Below are 16,579 nucleotides of genomic sequence, written 5' to 3' on the forward strand. Positions count from 1 at the left end.
TATATATGAACCGGGCAAGGCCGCGCCTTGCCGCATAAGAGGTTGGATATATGACAAGCGTTACGCGTGAACAAATTCTGGAGCGGCTTAAATCAGTTACCGGGCCGGATTTTGAGAGCGATATTGTATCCCTTGGGCTGATTTCGGATATTTTTATTGCGAATGGCAAAGTTTTCTTTTCCATCACTGTGCCGGCCGAGCGTGCTGATGGGCTTGAGCCTATGCGGCAGGCGGCGGAGAAGGTCGTAAAGGACATTCCAGGGGTTGAAGGCGCTTTAGTGACGCTGACCGCTGAAAAGAAAGGCGGTCGCACCAGCGATGATGCTCCGCCTCCGCCTCGGACACAGCCAAGGTCGACACTATCCCCACAACGCCACCATGCCCAGCAGCGCCCCGCCACTAAGCCGGGTATTCCGGGTGTTGGCGCGATTATTGCCGTTGCATCCGGCAAGGGCGGGGTTGGTAAATCCACCACTTCGGTCAATCTTGCTCTGGGCTTAAAGGCCAATGGCTTGAGAGTTGGTATTCTCGATGCTGATATTTATGGCCCGTCCATGCCGCGACTGCTTGGCCTTAATGGTCGTCCGGAGACGATTGACGGGCGCACTTTAAAACCAATGGAAAATTATGGCCTGAAAGTCATGTCCATGGGCTTCATGGTGGATGAAGAAACGCCCATGATCTGGCGTGGCCCCATGGTCATGTCAGCACTCACCCAGATGCTGCGCGAAGTGGCTTGGGGTGAGCTTGACGTGCTCGTGGTTGACATGCCGCCCGGCACCGGTGACGCACAATTGACCATGGCACAACAAGTGCCGCTGGCCGGTGCGGTGATTGTTTCCACGCCTCAGGATCTCGCGCTTATTGATGCCCGCAAGGGCATTCAAATGTTTCGCAAGGTTGATGTGCCGCTGCTTGGTATTGTCGAAAATATGAGCTATTTCATCGCGCCCGATACGGGCACGCGCTATGATATTTTTGGCCATGGTGGCGCATGCAAGGAGGCCGAACGTATCGGCGTGCCTTTCCTTGGTGAAGTTCCCCTGCACATGGATATCCGCGCTCATTCCGATAGCGGTACACCGGTAACCGTCAGTGAGCCTGATGGTCCCCATGCCGCCATCTATCGCGAGATAGCCCGCAAAGTCTGGGAAAATATGAAAAGCGGTCAAGGCGCGGGAAAGCCTGCACCGGCGATTGTATTCGAATAAGAAAAATAGGGGAATAAGCGCTAACTTATTCCCCTTTTGATCAGGTTATAACCGTGGGCGCCTCGCGCCCGCTACGCTTTTTCACCTCCGCAATTTCTTCGGCCGCATCAATCAAGGCAGAGAGCGTTTCCTGCGTATTAAGATTGTGCAGCGTGCGGTCTGCTTCATAGCGTTCAATATAAATGCGAATGGTTGCGCCGGATGTCCCGGTTCCGGATAGGCGCAGCACCACACGGCCACCACCTTCAAAATAGATACGAATGCCCTGATGTTCGCTCACTGAATTATCGATAGGGTCATGATAGGCAAAATCATCAGCCTTTTCGATTTTCAGTCCGCTAACGAGTTTCCCCGGCAGGCTCGCTAGCTTGCTGCGTAGGTCTGAAACCAGTTGATTGGCAATATCGGAATCCACAGCCTCATAATCATGGCGCGTATAATAGTTACGCCCAAATCGCGACCAATGATCTTCGACGATTGCCTGCACGCTTTGCTTGCGCTGCGCTAGAATGTTGAGCCAGAGCAGAACAGCCCAAAGCCCATCTTTTTCGCGCACATGATCAGAACTTGTGCCGGAGCTTTCTTCTCCGCAAATTGTCACCTTTCCGGCATCCAGCAGATTGCCGAAGAATTTCCACCCGGTCGGCGTTTCATAAATGCTGATACCGAGTTTTTCTGCGACGCGATCCGCTGCCGCGCTGGTCGGCATTGAGCGTGCAATACCTTTCACCCCATCCTTATAGGCGGGGGCGAGATGCGCATTCGCAGCCAGAATGGCTAGTGAATCTGAAGGGGTCACGAAAATACCCCGACCGATAATCAGGTTACGGTCTCCATCACCATCGGAGGCGGCGCCAAAATCAGGCGCATCATCAGACATAAGCAGATCATAAAGCTCTTTCGCATAGACAAGATTGGGATCGGGATGATGTCCGCCAAAATCCGGCAGCGGTACGAAATTCATCACACTGCCCTCGGGCGCTCCCAGCCGATGTTCAAAGATTTCTTTTGCATAGGGCCCGGTAACCGCATGCATCGCGTCAAATTTAAGCCGGAACCCATCCTTGATCATTGAGCGTATGGCATCAAAATCAAACAGACTTTCCATCAGCTCGGCGTAATCAGCGACAGGGTCAAAAACAACGACTTCGGTATTGCCGATATGAGAAGTGCCGATCTTATCGATATCAATATCGGCAACATCTGCGATTTTGTACTGATCTATTTCTTTTGTCCGAGCAAAAATTGCATCGGTGATTTTTTCCGGCGCGGGCCCGCCATTGGCGATATTATATTTGATGCCGAAATCTTCTTTGGGACCACCGGGATTATGGCTTGCAGAGAGGATCACACCACCGAAAGCTCCATATTTTCGTATCATATTGGAAGCAGCCGGTGTGGATAAAATCCCGCCCTGTCCGACCATTAATCGTCCAAAGCCATTGGCCGCAGCCATTTTGATGAGCTTTTGAATAACTTCCCGATTATAATAGCGTCCGTCCCCCCCGATTATAAGGGTTTTTCCCTCATATCCTTTCAACACATCAAAGGTCGATTGGATAAAGTTTTCCGCATAATTAGGTTGTTGGAAAACCGGAACTTTCTTGCGCAGGCCTGATGTGCCAGGCTTCTGGTCCTGATAGGGTGTGGTGGCAATTATTCTTACGGTCATGTTTTTCCATTGGTTCTAAAATCAGGATGAAAGCACTTGTCGTTCTGAGAGAACTTTAGACAAGATAGTTCGAACTACTGATTTGAAAATAACAAACTGTGTGATGTCTGGCCATGCTTGTCGATATTGAACCCCATCATTGCAGAAAAGAAACGCTATTAGCAGAAATTCTTAGCCGGTCTGCTGCAACATCTGCACGTCTGTTGGTGGCAATTGCCGGCCCGCCCGGGTCGGGCAAATCCACCATGGCAGAATATTTGCATCACCAAATCAATCAGCAGGCCGATGGCCCCGCCGCCATTGTGCCCATGGATGGTTTCCATCTGGATAATGCAATTCTTGATGCACAGGGTTTGCGCCAGCGTAAAGGGTCACCCGCAACCTTTGACTGCGAAGGTTTCGAACTTTTGCTCAAACGCCTGAAAAAATCCGATAAGGATGTGGTCATTCCGCTCTTTGATCGCGAGCTTGACCTTGCAAGAGCGGGCGCCGCCGTGGTCCGTAAAAATCATCAAATCCTGTTGGTTGAAGGCAATTATCTGCTGCTTAATCAGCATCCTTGGTCTCGCCTGACTCCACTTTTTGATATGAGTGTGTTTCTAGATGTACCTTTTGCTGTACTTGAAAGACGGTTGATCCAACGCTGGCTTGATCACGGACATGATGAGGTTTCCGCACGCAAAAGAGCGCTCTCAAATGATATTCCCAATGCTGAACTCGTGGTTTCTTCGTCACTAAAGGCTGACTTTCATTGTCCCAACTATCGTGATCGCTGATATTCTCTGCGTCGCGAAGGTTGATGTTCAAGCGAGATTGCGAGCTGAAAACCGCCTCTATTATCCTGCGTAACGCGCTGGTTCGGTAGCACATCTTGCTGTGGCGTCAGAACATGCTACACCGTCGGGAGGTCTGAACGCTGCAAATGATGATTAAACATGACTGAATCTTGCTCAAAGGTCCGCGAAGCCAAATCCTCTCTTGGCCGCCCTTTATTGATATTAACAATTCTCGCGGTACTGCTGGCTTGCGCGCTGGTAGTCATGAGCATCTATCTTTTTGAAGCTGATAGTGGCGTCGATTTGGAAGCGGTGAGTTTATTAAATCATATCAATAAGTTATGATTTTTGCTGCCGCCGGTAATATAATTCAGATGAGCCGCATGTAACGCTTTGAAATATTGATTTTAACGCTCAGCCCCCTATGAGGGCTTCCGTTGATCTGGATTTACGTGGTAGATGGTAGTTCACTAAAGAACTGGTATTGGCTTGATCGAGGCAAACCGTGCGGTAAAAACCAAGAGGTGCTCATGGCATTCGAGGAGATCAAGGCGGAGATCGGACTGCTTTTCGAGCAGATGGTTAATCAGCCACAAGACGTTCACGAGATACGTGAAACTATTCGCGAAAAACTGCGGCTTCTCAGAGCAACCGGTATGCCAGTGCCGCAAGATTTGGTTGAGCTCGAAAAACGCATCGAGCAAGATTTTGATACTTAAATCCGGTTCGATTATGCGACTTACGTTTCAATCCTCTATATTTATCGCTTTACGAAGAAATTTTTTAACGCTTGGCTGCATTATGGCATTAAGCGCCTGCACTACGGCGGGCGAGGGGGCGAAAACTTCCTTGCTTTCCAGCTCAGCCACCTCCTCAAATTCTGAAAGAAACAGCGATAAATCCGTTTCACCGGATTCTGTAAGCGAGAACGGCGAGAGGCTAGGTGAGGATAAGAATTTAGCTGCGCTCGATACCCCAGCGCTGCCGCAAAACGGACCGGTGCCGGGAACGCGAAGCGAACCACAGGCAATGCTAGCTTTTGCTGATGCGCAGGCGGCCGCGTCGCCGAGTTCCTTGGCTTCAAATGTCGCTTTTGAAACTCCCGCTCACGCGCCTGCCGATCTTGATGGCCTTATCAGCAAATATTCGACCGTCTATGAAGTGCCAGAGCGTCTGGTGCGCCGCGTTGTACACCGCGAAAGCCGCTTCAATCCGGCAGCACGCAATGGGCCTTACTGGGGCTTGATGCAGATCAGCCATCCTACGGCGCGCGGCATGGGCTATAGCGGGCCAGCACATGGTTTGCTCGATGCTGAGACCAATCTGAAATATGCTGTAAGATATTTAGCCGGAGCCTATAAGGTGGCGGATGGCAATGAGAGCCAAGCGGTTCGCCTCTATGCAAGAGGCTATTATTATGATGCAAAGCGCAAAGGGCTACTCAGAGAAACTGGTTTAGATGGTAGCTTTAGAAGACAGGCGGCAAAGCAAGCGGCTGCTACATCATCAGCCGGCAAAATATCGGCGGTGCCGACACCTGCAACCGCTCCCATACAGGCTTCGTTGACATCCGCTGAGAACTAAAGCTGCATCACGGAAACTGGTCATCTTGCTGCTGTAAAGCCGTGCTAATCTGATAGCGTTCTTAGATTGTACGGAGCACGTCCGATGATGGCGTGCTTTCGCGTTTTGCGGAATGGATGTGAGATTGTCCTATTCAATTGAATGGAAATATGACCGGGCTGAACTTTGGGCGGATGGTATCATCCACCTATTGGGCGTGGTGCTGGCCATTATTGGTGCAATTTCCATGCTCCTTTATTTGTTGCCAAATGTTGCGCCAGCAATATCGGTTTCATCAAGCATTTATCTGGCCAGTTTGCTGATAGCGCTTGTTATTTCGGCCATTTACAATGTGTGGCCGGTCTCACCAACCAAATGGTTTTTGCGCCGTTTTGATCATTCGGCCATCTATTTGTTGATCGCGGGCACCTATACGCCCTTCGCCATCCATATGGGCGAGCGTGCCTTGCCCTTATTGACTTTCGTTTGGAGCGTGGCGGCATTTGGTATTGCCCTTAAGCTTCTTTTTCCCGGTCGTTTCGACCGGCTTTCCATTCTGCTTTATCTGGCATTGGGCTGGAGCGGTATTTGGGTCTATGATGCCATGGTGCAGTCTTTGCCACTGTCAGTTTTCTGGCTGATTGCGGCAGGTGGCGTGGTCTATTCATTAGGTGTGATCTTTCATATTTGGGAGCGCCTGCGCTTCCAAAATGCAATCTGGCATGGCTTTGTGGTAGTGGGCGCAGCGCTCCATTATTGCGCAGTGTTTTTCGTAAGTATTGCAAATTAGTTTGGCCCGCTGGTCACGCGAAAAGCTTCGGCAATGCAGGGAGGCTTTTTAAACCTGCCTCGGTTTTCATTAAAATCGGCCCTAATGAAAATCGCGAGATTTGGGCATTATGCGTAGATTGCGCGGATGATGGGCCATTTGCGAAGGAGCCTGTAGCTGCGGTGCCGCCTTGCCTCCGATTTGGCTTAATGCGATGGACCGATCTTCTATTTTATTCGCAACAAGATGCACAATCCCTTCCGGGCTCCGCTGAATCCGTCCCTCGACAAGGATCAGCGTTGCCCCCATCACTTCACGACGAAGCCTTTTCATAATTTTTGGCCATACGACAATATTAACAATGCCAGTTTCGTCTTCCATAGTGATAAAGACCACGCCCTTGGCGCTGCCTGGGCGCTGGCGAACAGTCACAATCCCTGCCACTTTAACACGCCGTCCGTCAGAGGCTTCCTGCGCATCGCGACAGGTGAAAACCCCTTCTGCGGCAAGTTCCTCGCGCATATATTGCAAAGGATGACCTTTAAGCGAAAGCCGCGTCGTTTCATAATCTGCGATCACATGCTCGGAAGCCGCCATTTCGGGAAGCTTTGTATGTGGCTCTTTCGCTAATTCACTTATTGCAGCGGCACGGAAAAGCGGCAAGATCTCATCATTAGGCAGGCGACGAACAGCCCATAGAGCAGCGCGCCGATCTATGCCAAGTGAGCCAAATGCATCGGAATCAGCCAAAAGCGTGTAACTACGTCGATCAAGCCGCACCCGGCGGTGCATATCTTCAATGCTCCGATAGGGATTTTGGCGTTCCGCAATCAAAAGTTTGGCATGTTTTTCAAGAAAGCCATCGATCTGGCGAAAACCAAGCCGCAGTGCCGGGCGAATATCGTTAGTTTTCTCTAAAACATTGTCCCATTGGCTGAAATTAACGTCTATGGGGAGAACTTTCACGCCATGTTCGCGCGCATCCCGCACAATCTGAGCCGGGGCATAAAACCCCATAGGCTGAGAATTGAGCAAAGCAGCCGCAAAGATTTCTGGATGATGGCATTTGATCCAAGCGGACACATAAACCAATAATGCAAAACTTGCCGCATGGCTTTCAGGGAAACCATATTCGCCAAAGCCTTTGATCTGGTTGAAGCAATTTTCCGCAAATGCCCTATCATAACCACGCCGCACCATGCCTTCGATCATTTTTGTTTGCATTTTATGGATGGTTCCAACTTTGCGAAAAGTTGCCATGGCGCGCCGCAATTGATTGGCTTCATCGGGCGTGAATTTCGCCGCTTCAATAGCAATTCGCATGGCTTGTTCCTGAAACAGCGGTACTCCTTTGGTTTTTATTAGAATATTACGTAGCTCGTCAGGAGGACCAAATTCCGGTGAAGGGGAGGGATAGTGGGTCGGCTCCTGATTGTTTCGCCGGCGTAGATAAGGATGCACCATATCACCCTGGATAGGACCAGGACGAACAATCGCAACCTCGATAACAAGATCATAAAATACACGCGGCTTGATGCGCGGAAGCATATTCATCTGCGCTCGGCTTTCCACCTGAAATACCCCCAGAGAATCGCCTTTGCAAAGCATGTCATAGACCGCCTTATCGTTGCGAGGCAGATCGGCGAGCGTCAGTTTTTTACCATCATTTACCTCTGGATTATGCCGGTGAATAAGATCGAACGCCTTGCGAATGCAAGTAAGCATACCCAGCGAAAGCACATCGACTTTCATCAGCCCCAGTGTGTCAATGTCATCCTTATCCCATTCAATAAAATAGCGGTCTTTCATGGCTGCCGGACCAATAGGAACTGTCTCGTCCAGCCGGTCCTGCGTCAGCACGAAACCGCCGACATGCTGCGAAAGATGTCGAGGAAATCCGATCAACATATGAGCAAGTTCCACCGTGCGGTGAATAAGCGGATTATCCGGATCGAGCCCCGCTTGTCTGATATGTTGCTTGTCGATGCCGCCACTGGAAAGACCCCAGACTGTATTTGCCAGCGCGGCTGTTACATCTTCTGTAAGTCCAAGCGCCTTGCCGACATCACGCACAGCGCTGCGAGATCGATAGCTGATGACGGTTGCAACAATGGCAGCGCGATCCGTTGAATAGCGCTGATAAATATATTGCATGACCTCTTCACGTCGCTCATGTTCAAAATCGACGTCAATATCCGGCGGCTCTTTTCGTTCCTCTGAGACAAAACGCTCGAACAAAAGATCGATCTCTATCGGGCTTACACCGGTTATTCCCAGGCAGAAGCAGACGACCGAATTTGCAGCTGAACCCCGTCCCTGGCAAAGAATATTTTTGGAGCGGGCAAAGGCTACAATATCATAAACTGTCAAAAAATAGGGCGCATAGCCAAGCTTCTCGATAAGCGCCAGCTCCTTATTAATCAGAAGTTTTACCTTGTCCGGTATCGTATCCGCACCATAAAGCCGAGCAGCACCTTGCCAGGTGAGATCGTGGAGATGTTGTTGGGCTGTTTTGCCCGCAGGGACGGGTTCATCCGGATAAGCATAACTCAGCTCATCAAGAGTGAAGTTGATAGGTGCGGTGAAATCCACTGTGGCATTTACGGCCTCCGGATAATTCCGGTAAAGGCGTAGCATTTCTTGAGGTGGTTTGAGATGGCGCTCAGCATTTTTCTCAAGCAAACGACCAGCTGTAAAAACTGTAGTATGATGCCGGGTAGCGGTCAGAACATCCTGTAATGCTCGTCTTTCTGGATGATGATAAAGCACGTCATTGGTGGCCAGAAGCGGCACGCCCGCTTGTGCTGCAAGCTGAGCAATGCGCTCGGCGCGACGTCCATCCTGACCTTGATGCGGCATGGTTAAAGCCAGCCATACGCAACCGGGAGCTGCCTGCGCAATTTTGGCCAATCGTGCTGGAAAATCAGCTTGCTCATCTTCGGGTGGAAAGACGGCAATTTGAAATTGTCGAGCCCGAAAAAGAATATCAGTCCAGATTAAATGGCATTCGCCTTTAAGATCAGCGCGTCTTTTCCCTTCCGTTAACAGGCGAGAAAGTTGGCCATAGGCCGTGCGATCGCGAGGATAGACAAGCATATCTGGCGTGTCATCGATGAAGGAAAGGCGACATCCGATAAAGAGCCGAAAATTGCATATGTCTCGGAATTCCTTCCAAGCTGAATGCGCACGCACCACACCTGCAAGTGTATTTCGATCTGCAATACCGATGCCCGAAAGGCCCAATTCCTGCGCCCGCAATACCAGCTCCTGTGGGTGGGATGCACCGCAAAGGAAGGAAAAATTACTGGTCACAGCCATTTCATAATAATCAGCCATTATGCAAACAGCCCATGCAGAAACCAGCGTGGCTGAATTTGGTCTCCATAGGAGCCTTCCCGAAAAATCCAGAAACGCTGGCCATTTTCATCTTCAACCCGATAATAATCCCGCAAAGGACGCGGTGCTTTTCCAATGGAAAGCCACCATTCCTCCTCGATCCGTTCTGGCCCTTCTGCAAGGCGCACTTGATGGCGGACCCGTCGCCACTGGAAAAATCCGGGCGGATTATCCGGAATTTCAGCCGTAGCCTCTATGGGCTGGGGCGGATGAAACAATTTGATCGGTCGTGCAGGGGGATCACCCGGAAGACATGGCATAAGGTAGGGCAGAGTGTCATACCCGGTTTCACTTGTTTGGGACGCATGAAGGGCAGGGCGCATGAAAAAAGCCCGCTCCGGCACATGGGTATCACGCGGGAAAGAGATCAGCACCCGATGGGGGCCTAGGCGAGCGGAAAGCCGGTCAATAAGCTGGCTCAAACCAGTTTCATCTTCTTCATGTTGATCAAGACCAGTCTGACGCTGAACAATAGGCGCGCTGCGCAGGGCGGCAAGCCGGATCAGGTCAAAACCAAAACCAGCATCAAGTGGATCGGTAAGCGCGTTCAATCTTTCGCGCACAAGGCGAAGAAAGATAGATGTATCACGCAAAGCTTGGCCGGTTTCGATGTGAATATGGCGAACCTCACCATCAACGCGGAAAAATGAAGCCTCAATAAGGGTTGCGCCTTTTCCTTTTATTGCGAGTTGTTCAAAGAGATCGTTAGCCAGTTCCTGCAAAATCACTTCTACTAATTCCATTGTAGCAAGCGGTTCGGAAAGCCTGCGTTCGCAGCTCAAAGGCACAATCATGCGCAGAGGCGAAATTGGAGCGTGTTCATTTGCAAAGAGACGGTCTAATTTGGTGGCAAGATCAGGCCCGAAGCGGGCAGTAAGGGCTGCCCGAGGCAGCGCCATCACATCACCAATGGTTTTAAGTCCTGCGCGCTTCAAACCCGTTTCGGTAGCGGGAACAAGTTCCAACGCAGTGATCGGTAATCGAGGCAAAACCGCGACGGTTTTTTCCTTGCTGAAAACCCCGCCTTTGGTATTGCGAGCAAGAAGCCGGGCGGCAAACGCATTCTCACTCACCGCAGCTTTGGTGGTAAGCCCCGCTTTTTCGAACCGCTCGATCACATCGGCGCCCATGGCGTGCACCCCACCAAAAAGATGAGCGCAGCCGGTTATATCCAGTATTAATCCATAGGGCAGATCCAAGGCGACCAGCGGCGTATAGCGCTCACACCAATGGGCAAGTCGGTTGAGAAGGGCAGCATCAAGCTCGACTTCTGCCGCCACCACTTCCAAACCTTCCACCCGGGCGCGGGCATCTGTCAGAGCCATGCCAGGAAAAAGACCGAGCTTTGCGGCTTTTGCGTCCACCGCGCTTAATCGCAAAGCATTGGCGATGCGATCGGTCACGACAAGCGGCAGCTCCGGCTTAGTGTCAGGCAGAGCGGCGCGGCGTAAGCGGTCCGTGGGCAGAAAGGGGAACCACAGTGCGAGGAATAGACGTTTCCCTTTTTCTCTCTGAGATGCCAAAGGAAAGTTCTTCATTGTTCCATTCCATGATCCATTGGCCACACATGCCATGGCGGTTTCGTTCCAATACGGCATTAAATGCAGGCTTTCCGGGAGCGCCAGCGCCACTTGAATAGGAGGGTGCGGGTGCAATGCGCCATCGGCTGACCGCAGCACTTTGCATTGAACTGCGATGGCTACGCAGAAGGATGATCGGCGTCTGTGCTGTTCCCGCCGCCAAAAGCAGCCGACGTGATACTGTCAAATCAAGGCATTTTGGCCGACCCGAAAGAGCGATCACGATACTGGAAACAGTGTGAGCACCCTTTCCCCCATGATTGGCTTCCAACGCATCGTTAGCCGCCTTCAACACATCCTGCGCTCCGGGGCAGCGCACGAACAAAAACCTCGCCGGATCAAGCCCAAAAGCATGAAGCCCGGGTGGGTAGAGACGACCATATTCATCAGCGGCTTGTTCTTCCTCAATCCAGATGAAAGGGCGCTCAGCTTTTGCCGAACGCCACGCTAGCCCCAGTGCAAAACCAGTGGCCGCCATAGGTGCCCCGGGATTTTCCGCAACAACTTCGTGCAGAGCATTTCCGGCAAGCCCATACGGAAAAGCCGCATCCGCTAACTCATGTCCGAGTGTAAAACGATGCGCAGTTTCAGAATTATTCAAACCATTATCGTCTATAAAATTTCTTTGCTGGGTGTTGCTTTCAATGGCCAAAACCATGCGCCGCAACGCCGCGATGTCGATGCCGCTCACGTTAGAATCTCTCTCAACTGTTCGCTATTTGTTCTAGTATTGAATCGAGTCTGAGAAGAGTCAAGCGGAGTCTACTCACCATGTAATGCTTTGGCTCATCAGAAAGAGTTTCACGCTCAATCCCTGCGCGTGGTATATAGTAGAAAGCTAAAATAAGGGGACGGAATATGAGATATATTATCGTGAGTGCTTTTATTAGCCTCGATGGCGTTATGCAGGCACCGGGAGGGCCAGAAGAAGATACATCCGGCGGATTTTCCTTTGGTGGCTGGACGTTTCCTTATTGGGATGATGCCCTTGCCGAGGCGATGGAGGAGACATTCAGCAGTCCATTCGATCTGCTTTTGGGCCGCAAAACTTATGATATTTTTGCCGCTCACTGGCCTTTGGTTGAAACGGATCCACAAGCAGAAAACTACAATGAAGAAAATATGCTGATAGCGGATCAGTTCAATCAAGCCACCAAATATGTGGCAACGCATCGCCCTGAAAGTCTTAATTGGGAAAATAGCGAACCGCTGGGCAGCGATATTGTCAAACGCTTGCAAGAGTTAAAAAATGCCGATGGCAAAGATTTAATGGTGCAAGGTAGTAGCGAATTGGTGCATCAGCTTTTTGCTCATGGTCTGGTGGATCAATTAAGGTTGCTGACTTATCCGGTAATATTAGGCGTTGGTAAGCGGCTGTTTGATAAAAGCAGTAACCCGACGCGGTTTAAATTACAGCGGATGAAAACTTCTCCTAGCGGCGTCATAATGAGCATTTATGAGCGGGATGGAAAGATTGAAACAGGTTCATTTGCATAGCATCGGCTGCACACTTATTTGAATAATATAGGCAAAATAAAACGCTCCCCTCTTGTGAAGAGAGCGTTTCTCTTTTACTCGTCTGTAAAATTAACGACGATCGCGTGCAGCCAGAGTGCGCAGACGCAGCGCGTTGAGCTTGATAAAGCCTGCTGCATCCTTCTGGTCGTAAGCGCCCTGATCATCTTCAAAAGTAACCAGCTTGTCAGAATAGAGCGACTTTTCCGATTCGCGTCCGATCACCATTACATTGCCCTTATAGAGCTTGAGGGTGACTTCACCTTCAACATGGCGCTGACTATGGTCAATCGCTGCCTGCAGCATTTCACGCTCTGGCGAGAACCAGAAGCCATAATAGATGAGTTCCGCATAACGAGGCATCAGCTCATCTTTGAGGTGAGCCGCACCGCGATCCAGCGTGATCGATTCAATAGCGCGGTGAGCTGTAAGCAGAATCGTGCCGCCGGGCGTTTCATAAACGCCGCGGGACTTCATACCAACAAAGCGGTTTTCAACGAGATCGAGACGGCCAATACCATTATCGCGACCATAATCATTGAGCTTGGCAAGCAAAGTTGCAGGCGACAAGCGCTCGCCATTGATAGAGACAGCATCACCGCGTTCAAAGCCGATTTTGATGATCGTTGGCTTGTCAGGGGCAGCTTCAGGCGAAATCGTGCGCATATGCACATATTCTGGTGCCTCTACCGCAGGATCTTCCAGCACTTTTCCTTCCGATGATGAGTGCAGCAGATTAGCGTCAACAGAGAAGGGCGCTTCGCCAAGTTTATCTTTTGCAACCGGGATCTGGTGCTGTTCAGCAAATTCAAGCAGATGGGTACGGCTCTTGAACGACCAGTCGCGCCAAGGAGCGATGATCTTGATATCCGGATTGAGCGCATAGGCCGAAAGCTCGAACCGAACCTGATCATTGCCCTTACCGGTCGCGCCATGTGCAATCGCATCCGCACCCGTCTTTTCGGCGATTTCGATCAGATGTTTGGAGATTAGCGGACGGGCAATCGAAGTGCCAAGCAGATAAACGCCTTCATAAACCGCATTGGCGCGAAACATCGGAAAGACAAAATCCCGTACGAATTCTTCGCGCACATCTTCAACGAAGATTTCCTTGATGCCCAGCATTTCAGCTTTCTTGCGGGCCGGTTCCAATTCCTCGCCCTGACCAAGGTCGGCGGTAAAGGTCACCACTTCCGCCCCTAGTTCCGTCTGAAGCCATTTCAGAATGATCGAGGTATCAAGGCCTCCCGAATAGGCCAGAACGACTTTTTTGACGTCTTTAAGCTTGCTCATAATCAACTTCCGTCTGATGCAATGGGGCTTCGAGAATTTGGCCCGAGATTGGCATGTTGGAAGTCTTTTATCAGTTGCATACCCATGCGCAAGCCAGATGGTGCAATCCAATTAAAAAGATAAAAAAATCAGATGAACTCAAACGCGTTTCGCGTTACCTTCCGGCAAATTTTGGGGGTGCTCCATGTCGTTTATATCTGAACTGAACTTTATCCCGAGCTGGCAGGTGTTTGCCCAGTTTGCGATTGCGACTTTTGTTCTCTCAATAACCCCGGGTCCCGACATGACGCTTTTTGTCGGGCGCACTCTCTCGCAGGGTCGTCTGGCAGGTCTGGCCTGCATGGCTGGCGCAAGCACCGGGATCATCATTCATACAACGATGGTCGCGCTGGGCCTTTCTGCACTGATAGTGGCGTCGCCCGCAGCCTTCACCGTTCTTAAAGTTGTGGGTGCGGTTTATCTTGTCTGGCTTGCCGTGCAGGCCATACGCCACGGATCGGCCTTCTCACCGGAAATGAACGGGCTTAAGAAAAATACGATTTTTCAAAATTGGGCCACAGGATTGGGCATTAATCTGTTAAATCCGAAGATCATCCTGTTTAACATGACCTTCTTGCCACAATTCGTTTCCGCCCATGATCCGCATGCGGTCGGCAAATTGTTTTTTCTGGGACTTTCCTTCATTCCGCTATCGCTGCCCTTCACTATTCCAATGATCTTGGCAGCGGATAAGTTCGCCGGACTTTTGAAAAAGAATCCGAAAATAACGAGAATTGTGGATTGGCTTTTTGCAGGTATTTTCTCAGCCTTCGCATTGAGGATTATCACGGCGCAGGCAAAGTGATTCCAGGATTCAGCGCTGTTTAAAAACCGGCCAGCATTCCTGCCTGCGATCAGCCAGTAAACAAACCCGCCCACAATACCAGCACCGATAATTGCAGCAGACATGTTTACTTCCAGATATGTGCTCTCAGAAGAGCTAAAAAACGCACTGGTGCCAAGGCCAGCAAGCGCAATCGCCAGCCCTGCGAGGCAATAAAATAGCGATGAGCGATAGAAACGCACTTCTGCAATCAAAATGACGAGAGCGGCCGGGATGACACTGGCGCTGCCAGCAATAGTGGCCAGCACGAAACCGCCGATAAATACGCTCGACCAGAAACCCGTCGCCGCCATAAAACCGCTTGCATCATGAAGGTTGGCCATCATGCCAAAATCATAAATCAGTGCATCAAAACCGACGCTTCGAAAAAGAATAGCTGCCCAGAACCAGCCCGCCGCCAATACTGCTGCGCAATAGCCAAACAGGATCGCGACGAACCGCATAATATAATCAAATATATCGGTCACTCGCCGTGGCCTGCGATCATCATAGCTTCAAGTGCGAGGCGATCACTCTTGCGCATACGCTCAGATTCTGACTTCAATTGCCCACAGGCCGCCAGAATATCCCGCCCGCGCGGTGTGCGAATAGGTGAAGCATAACCGGCGGCGTTAATGTAATCGGCAAAACGCTCAATCTGCTCCCAATCCGAGCACTGGTAATTGGTGCCAGGCCAGGGGTTAAACGGGATAAGATTGATCTTAGCCGGAATACCGCGCAACAACTTCACCAATTGCTTGGCGTCTTCCAGACTGTCGTTAATATCTTTCAGCATCACATATTCAAACGTAATGCGTTTGGCGTTCGACAGGCCCGGATATTCGCGACAGGCTTTGAGGAGCTGTTCCAGCGGATATTTCTTATTGATAGGCACCAAAATATCGCGCAGCTCATCACGAACCGCATGCAGAGAAATAGCCAGCATCACGCCGATTTCTTCACCAGTACGATAGATTTCAGGCACGACGCCAGATGTTGAAAGCGTGATACGGCGCTTGGAAAGTGACAGGCCATCACCATCGGAAGCGATCAAAAGAGCTTTCTTCACTTCCTCAAAATTATAGAGTGGCTCCCCCATGCCCATCATTACAATATTGGTAATCTTGCGACCTTCCGCCGGGACAATCGCACCATCGGGCGTGTCCGAGGCAGGAAAATCACCAAGCCGATCGCGCGCTGTTAAAAGCTGCGCCAGAATTTCTTCGGCTGTCAAATTGCGCACAAGCTTCTGCGTTCCAGTATGGCAAAACGAGCAGGTGAGGGTGCAGCCCACCTGAGAAGAGATGCAGAGCGTGCCCCGACCTTCTTCCGGAATATAAACACTTTCAATCTCGACCGGACGGCCCGCGCCACGGGGCGGAAAACGAAATAGCCATTTGCGTGTGCCATCCTGAGAAATTTGTTCTTCAACCACTTCCGGGCGTGCAATGGTGAAATGCTGCGCCAGCAAAGCGCGTAAATCCTTGGATATGTTGCGCATATCGTCAAAGTCTGACACTCCGCGAACATAGAGCCAATGCCATAGCTGGCTGATGCGCATTTTCACCTGACGCGGTGCCACGCCCAGCTCAATTAAGCTTTGCTTGATCTCCTCGCGCGACATGCCGATGAGCGACGGCTTTTGTTCACGATTGGCGCGCACATATTGGGCAAGCTGATCGCGCGTGTCATCGATGGTAAGGTCGAACGAAATAGACATAATTTCACTATTATCTGGGTGTTGCAATCAGCGCCAATAATCTGTCGATTGCATAAAGCGCAGCCAAGCTCAATCGAGCCATTTGCGCAGCTTCTTAACATAGAATTAAGCTGCCGTCATCCTGCTCTTTAGCTGGCAGCTATGCGTATTTGATATGAAACAGAAATAGCACGCGTGAACCGATATTTTGGCTCACGCTTGCTTCTATGCAAAAAGCCGGGC

The 16,579-nt window shown here is 50.7% G+C and carries 14 protein-coding genes and 1 pseudogene; 8 read left to right on the forward strand and 7 right to left on the reverse strand.

The features are described 5' to 3' along the window. Window positions 1–50: 50 nt before the first annotated feature. Window positions 51–1,211: an iron-sulfur cluster carrier protein ApbC gene (apbC, locus tag C7374_RS01480; protein ID WP_111573831.1), complete on the forward strand. Its 1,161-nt coding sequence runs from the start codon at window positions 51–53 to the stop codon at window positions 1,209–1,211. Between the two features lie 40 nt (window positions 1,212–1,251). Here apbC and C7374_RS01485 read toward each other — a convergent pair whose 3' ends face one another. Next, window positions 1,252–2,883 carry an alpha-D-glucose phosphate-specific phosphoglucomutase gene (locus C7374_RS01485; RefSeq protein ID WP_111573832.1) on the reverse strand — a complete coding sequence of 544 codons (1,632 nt, stop codon included), beginning with the start codon at window positions 2,881–2,883 and terminating at the stop codon, window positions 1,252–1,254. 113 nt (window positions 2,884–2,996) lie between these two features. Here C7374_RS01485 and C7374_RS01490 point away from each other — a divergent pair, with 113 nt between their 5' ends. From C7374_RS01490 to trhA, 5 genes are all read left to right on the forward strand, one after another. Further along, complete coding sequence (locus C7374_RS01490; protein ID WP_111573833.1) at window positions 2,997–3,659, forward strand: nucleoside/nucleotide kinase family protein; 663 nt, start codon at window positions 2,997–2,999, stop codon at window positions 3,657–3,659. A gap of 159 nt (window positions 3,660–3,818) precedes the next feature. Further along, window positions 3,819–4,004 carry a hypothetical protein gene (locus C7374_RS01495; protein ID WP_111573834.1) on the forward strand — a complete coding sequence of 62 codons (186 nt, stop codon included), beginning with the start codon at window positions 3,819–3,821 and terminating at the stop codon, window positions 4,002–4,004. A 185-nt stretch (window positions 4,005–4,189) separates the two neighbouring features. Then, window positions 4,190–4,378: a hypothetical protein gene (locus C7374_RS01500; protein ID WP_111573835.1), complete on the forward strand. Its 189-nt coding sequence runs from the start codon at window positions 4,190–4,192 to the stop codon at window positions 4,376–4,378. A gap of 13 nt (window positions 4,379–4,391) precedes the next feature. After that, window positions 4,392–5,243 (forward strand): lytic transglycosylase domain-containing protein, encoded by an 852-nt coding sequence (locus C7374_RS01505; protein WP_111573836.1) that lies wholly within the window; start codon window positions 4,392–4,394, stop codon window positions 5,241–5,243. A 112-nt stretch (window positions 5,244–5,355) separates the two neighbouring features. Next, window positions 5,356–6,012, forward strand: a complete 657-nt coding sequence (gene trhA, locus C7374_RS01510; protein WP_111573837.1) for a PAQR family membrane homeostasis protein TrhA — start codon at window positions 5,356–5,358, stop codon at window positions 6,010–6,012. A gap of 81 nt (window positions 6,013–6,093) precedes the next feature. Here the strand turns inward: trhA and C7374_RS01515 are convergent, their stop codons facing one another. Genes C7374_RS01515 through C7374_RS01525 form a run of 3 tightly spaced genes read right to left on the reverse strand, consistent with a single transcriptional unit; the run spans window position 6,094 to window position 11,658 of the window. Further along, complete coding sequence (locus tag C7374_RS01515) at window positions 6,094–9,327, reverse strand: error-prone DNA polymerase (protein WP_111573838.1); 3,234 nt, start codon at window positions 9,325–9,327, stop codon at window positions 6,094–6,096. Then, complete coding sequence (locus C7374_RS01520) at window positions 9,327–10,925, reverse strand: Y-family DNA polymerase (protein ID WP_111573839.1); 1,599 nt, start codon at window positions 10,923–10,925, stop codon at window positions 9,327–9,329. The genes C7374_RS01515 and C7374_RS01520 overlap by 1 nt, the downstream gene beginning before the upstream one ends. Next, on the reverse strand, window positions 10,816–11,658 hold the full coding sequence (locus C7374_RS01525; RefSeq protein WP_111573840.1) for an ImuA family protein: 843 nt from the start codon (window positions 11,656–11,658) through the stop codon (window positions 10,816–10,818). Before C7374_RS01525 ends, C7374_RS01520 begins: the two co-directional genes overlap by 110 nt. A gap of 167 nt (window positions 11,659–11,825) precedes the next feature. Here C7374_RS01525 and C7374_RS01530 point away from each other — a divergent pair, with 167 nt between their 5' ends. After that, window positions 11,826–12,464 (forward strand): dihydrofolate reductase family protein, encoded by a 639-nt coding sequence (locus tag C7374_RS01530; RefSeq protein ID WP_111573841.1) that lies wholly within the window; start codon window positions 11,826–11,828, stop codon window positions 12,462–12,464. A gap of 90 nt (window positions 12,465–12,554) precedes the next feature. Here C7374_RS01530 and C7374_RS01535 read toward each other — a convergent pair whose 3' ends face one another. After that, entirely contained in the window at window positions 12,555–13,775 is a 1,221-nt protein-coding gene (locus C7374_RS01535) for an argininosuccinate synthase (RefSeq protein ID WP_111573842.1), read from the reverse strand. A 184-nt stretch (window positions 13,776–13,959) separates the two neighbouring features. On the opposite strand from C7374_RS01535, the gene C7374_RS01540 reads away from it, so the two are divergent. After that, window positions 13,960–14,619 carry a LysE family translocator gene (locus C7374_RS01540; protein ID WP_111573843.1) on the forward strand — a complete coding sequence of 220 codons (660 nt, stop codon included), beginning with the start codon at window positions 13,960–13,962 and terminating at the stop codon, window positions 14,617–14,619. A gap of 17 nt (window positions 14,620–14,636) precedes the next feature. Here the strand turns inward: C7374_RS01540 and C7374_RS16335 are convergent. Next, window positions 14,637–15,125: pseudogene (locus C7374_RS16335) on the reverse strand (hypothetical protein); the annotation flags it as partial. Continuing rightward, window positions 15,122–16,357: a dual-specificity RNA methyltransferase RlmN gene (gene rlmN, locus C7374_RS01550; RefSeq protein WP_111573844.1), complete on the reverse strand. Its 1,236-nt coding sequence runs from the start codon at window positions 16,355–16,357 to the stop codon at window positions 15,122–15,124. The gene rlmN and the pseudogene C7374_RS16335, both read right to left, overlap by 4 nt. Between the last annotated feature and the right edge of the window lie 222 nt (window positions 16,358–16,579).

Origin of the sequence: Falsochrobactrum ovis (genome assembly GCF_003259955.1) — a bacterium.
In the GTDB taxonomy this organism is placed as follows: domain Bacteria; phylum Pseudomonadota; class Alphaproteobacteria; order Rhizobiales; family Rhizobiaceae; genus Brucella; species Brucella ovis_A.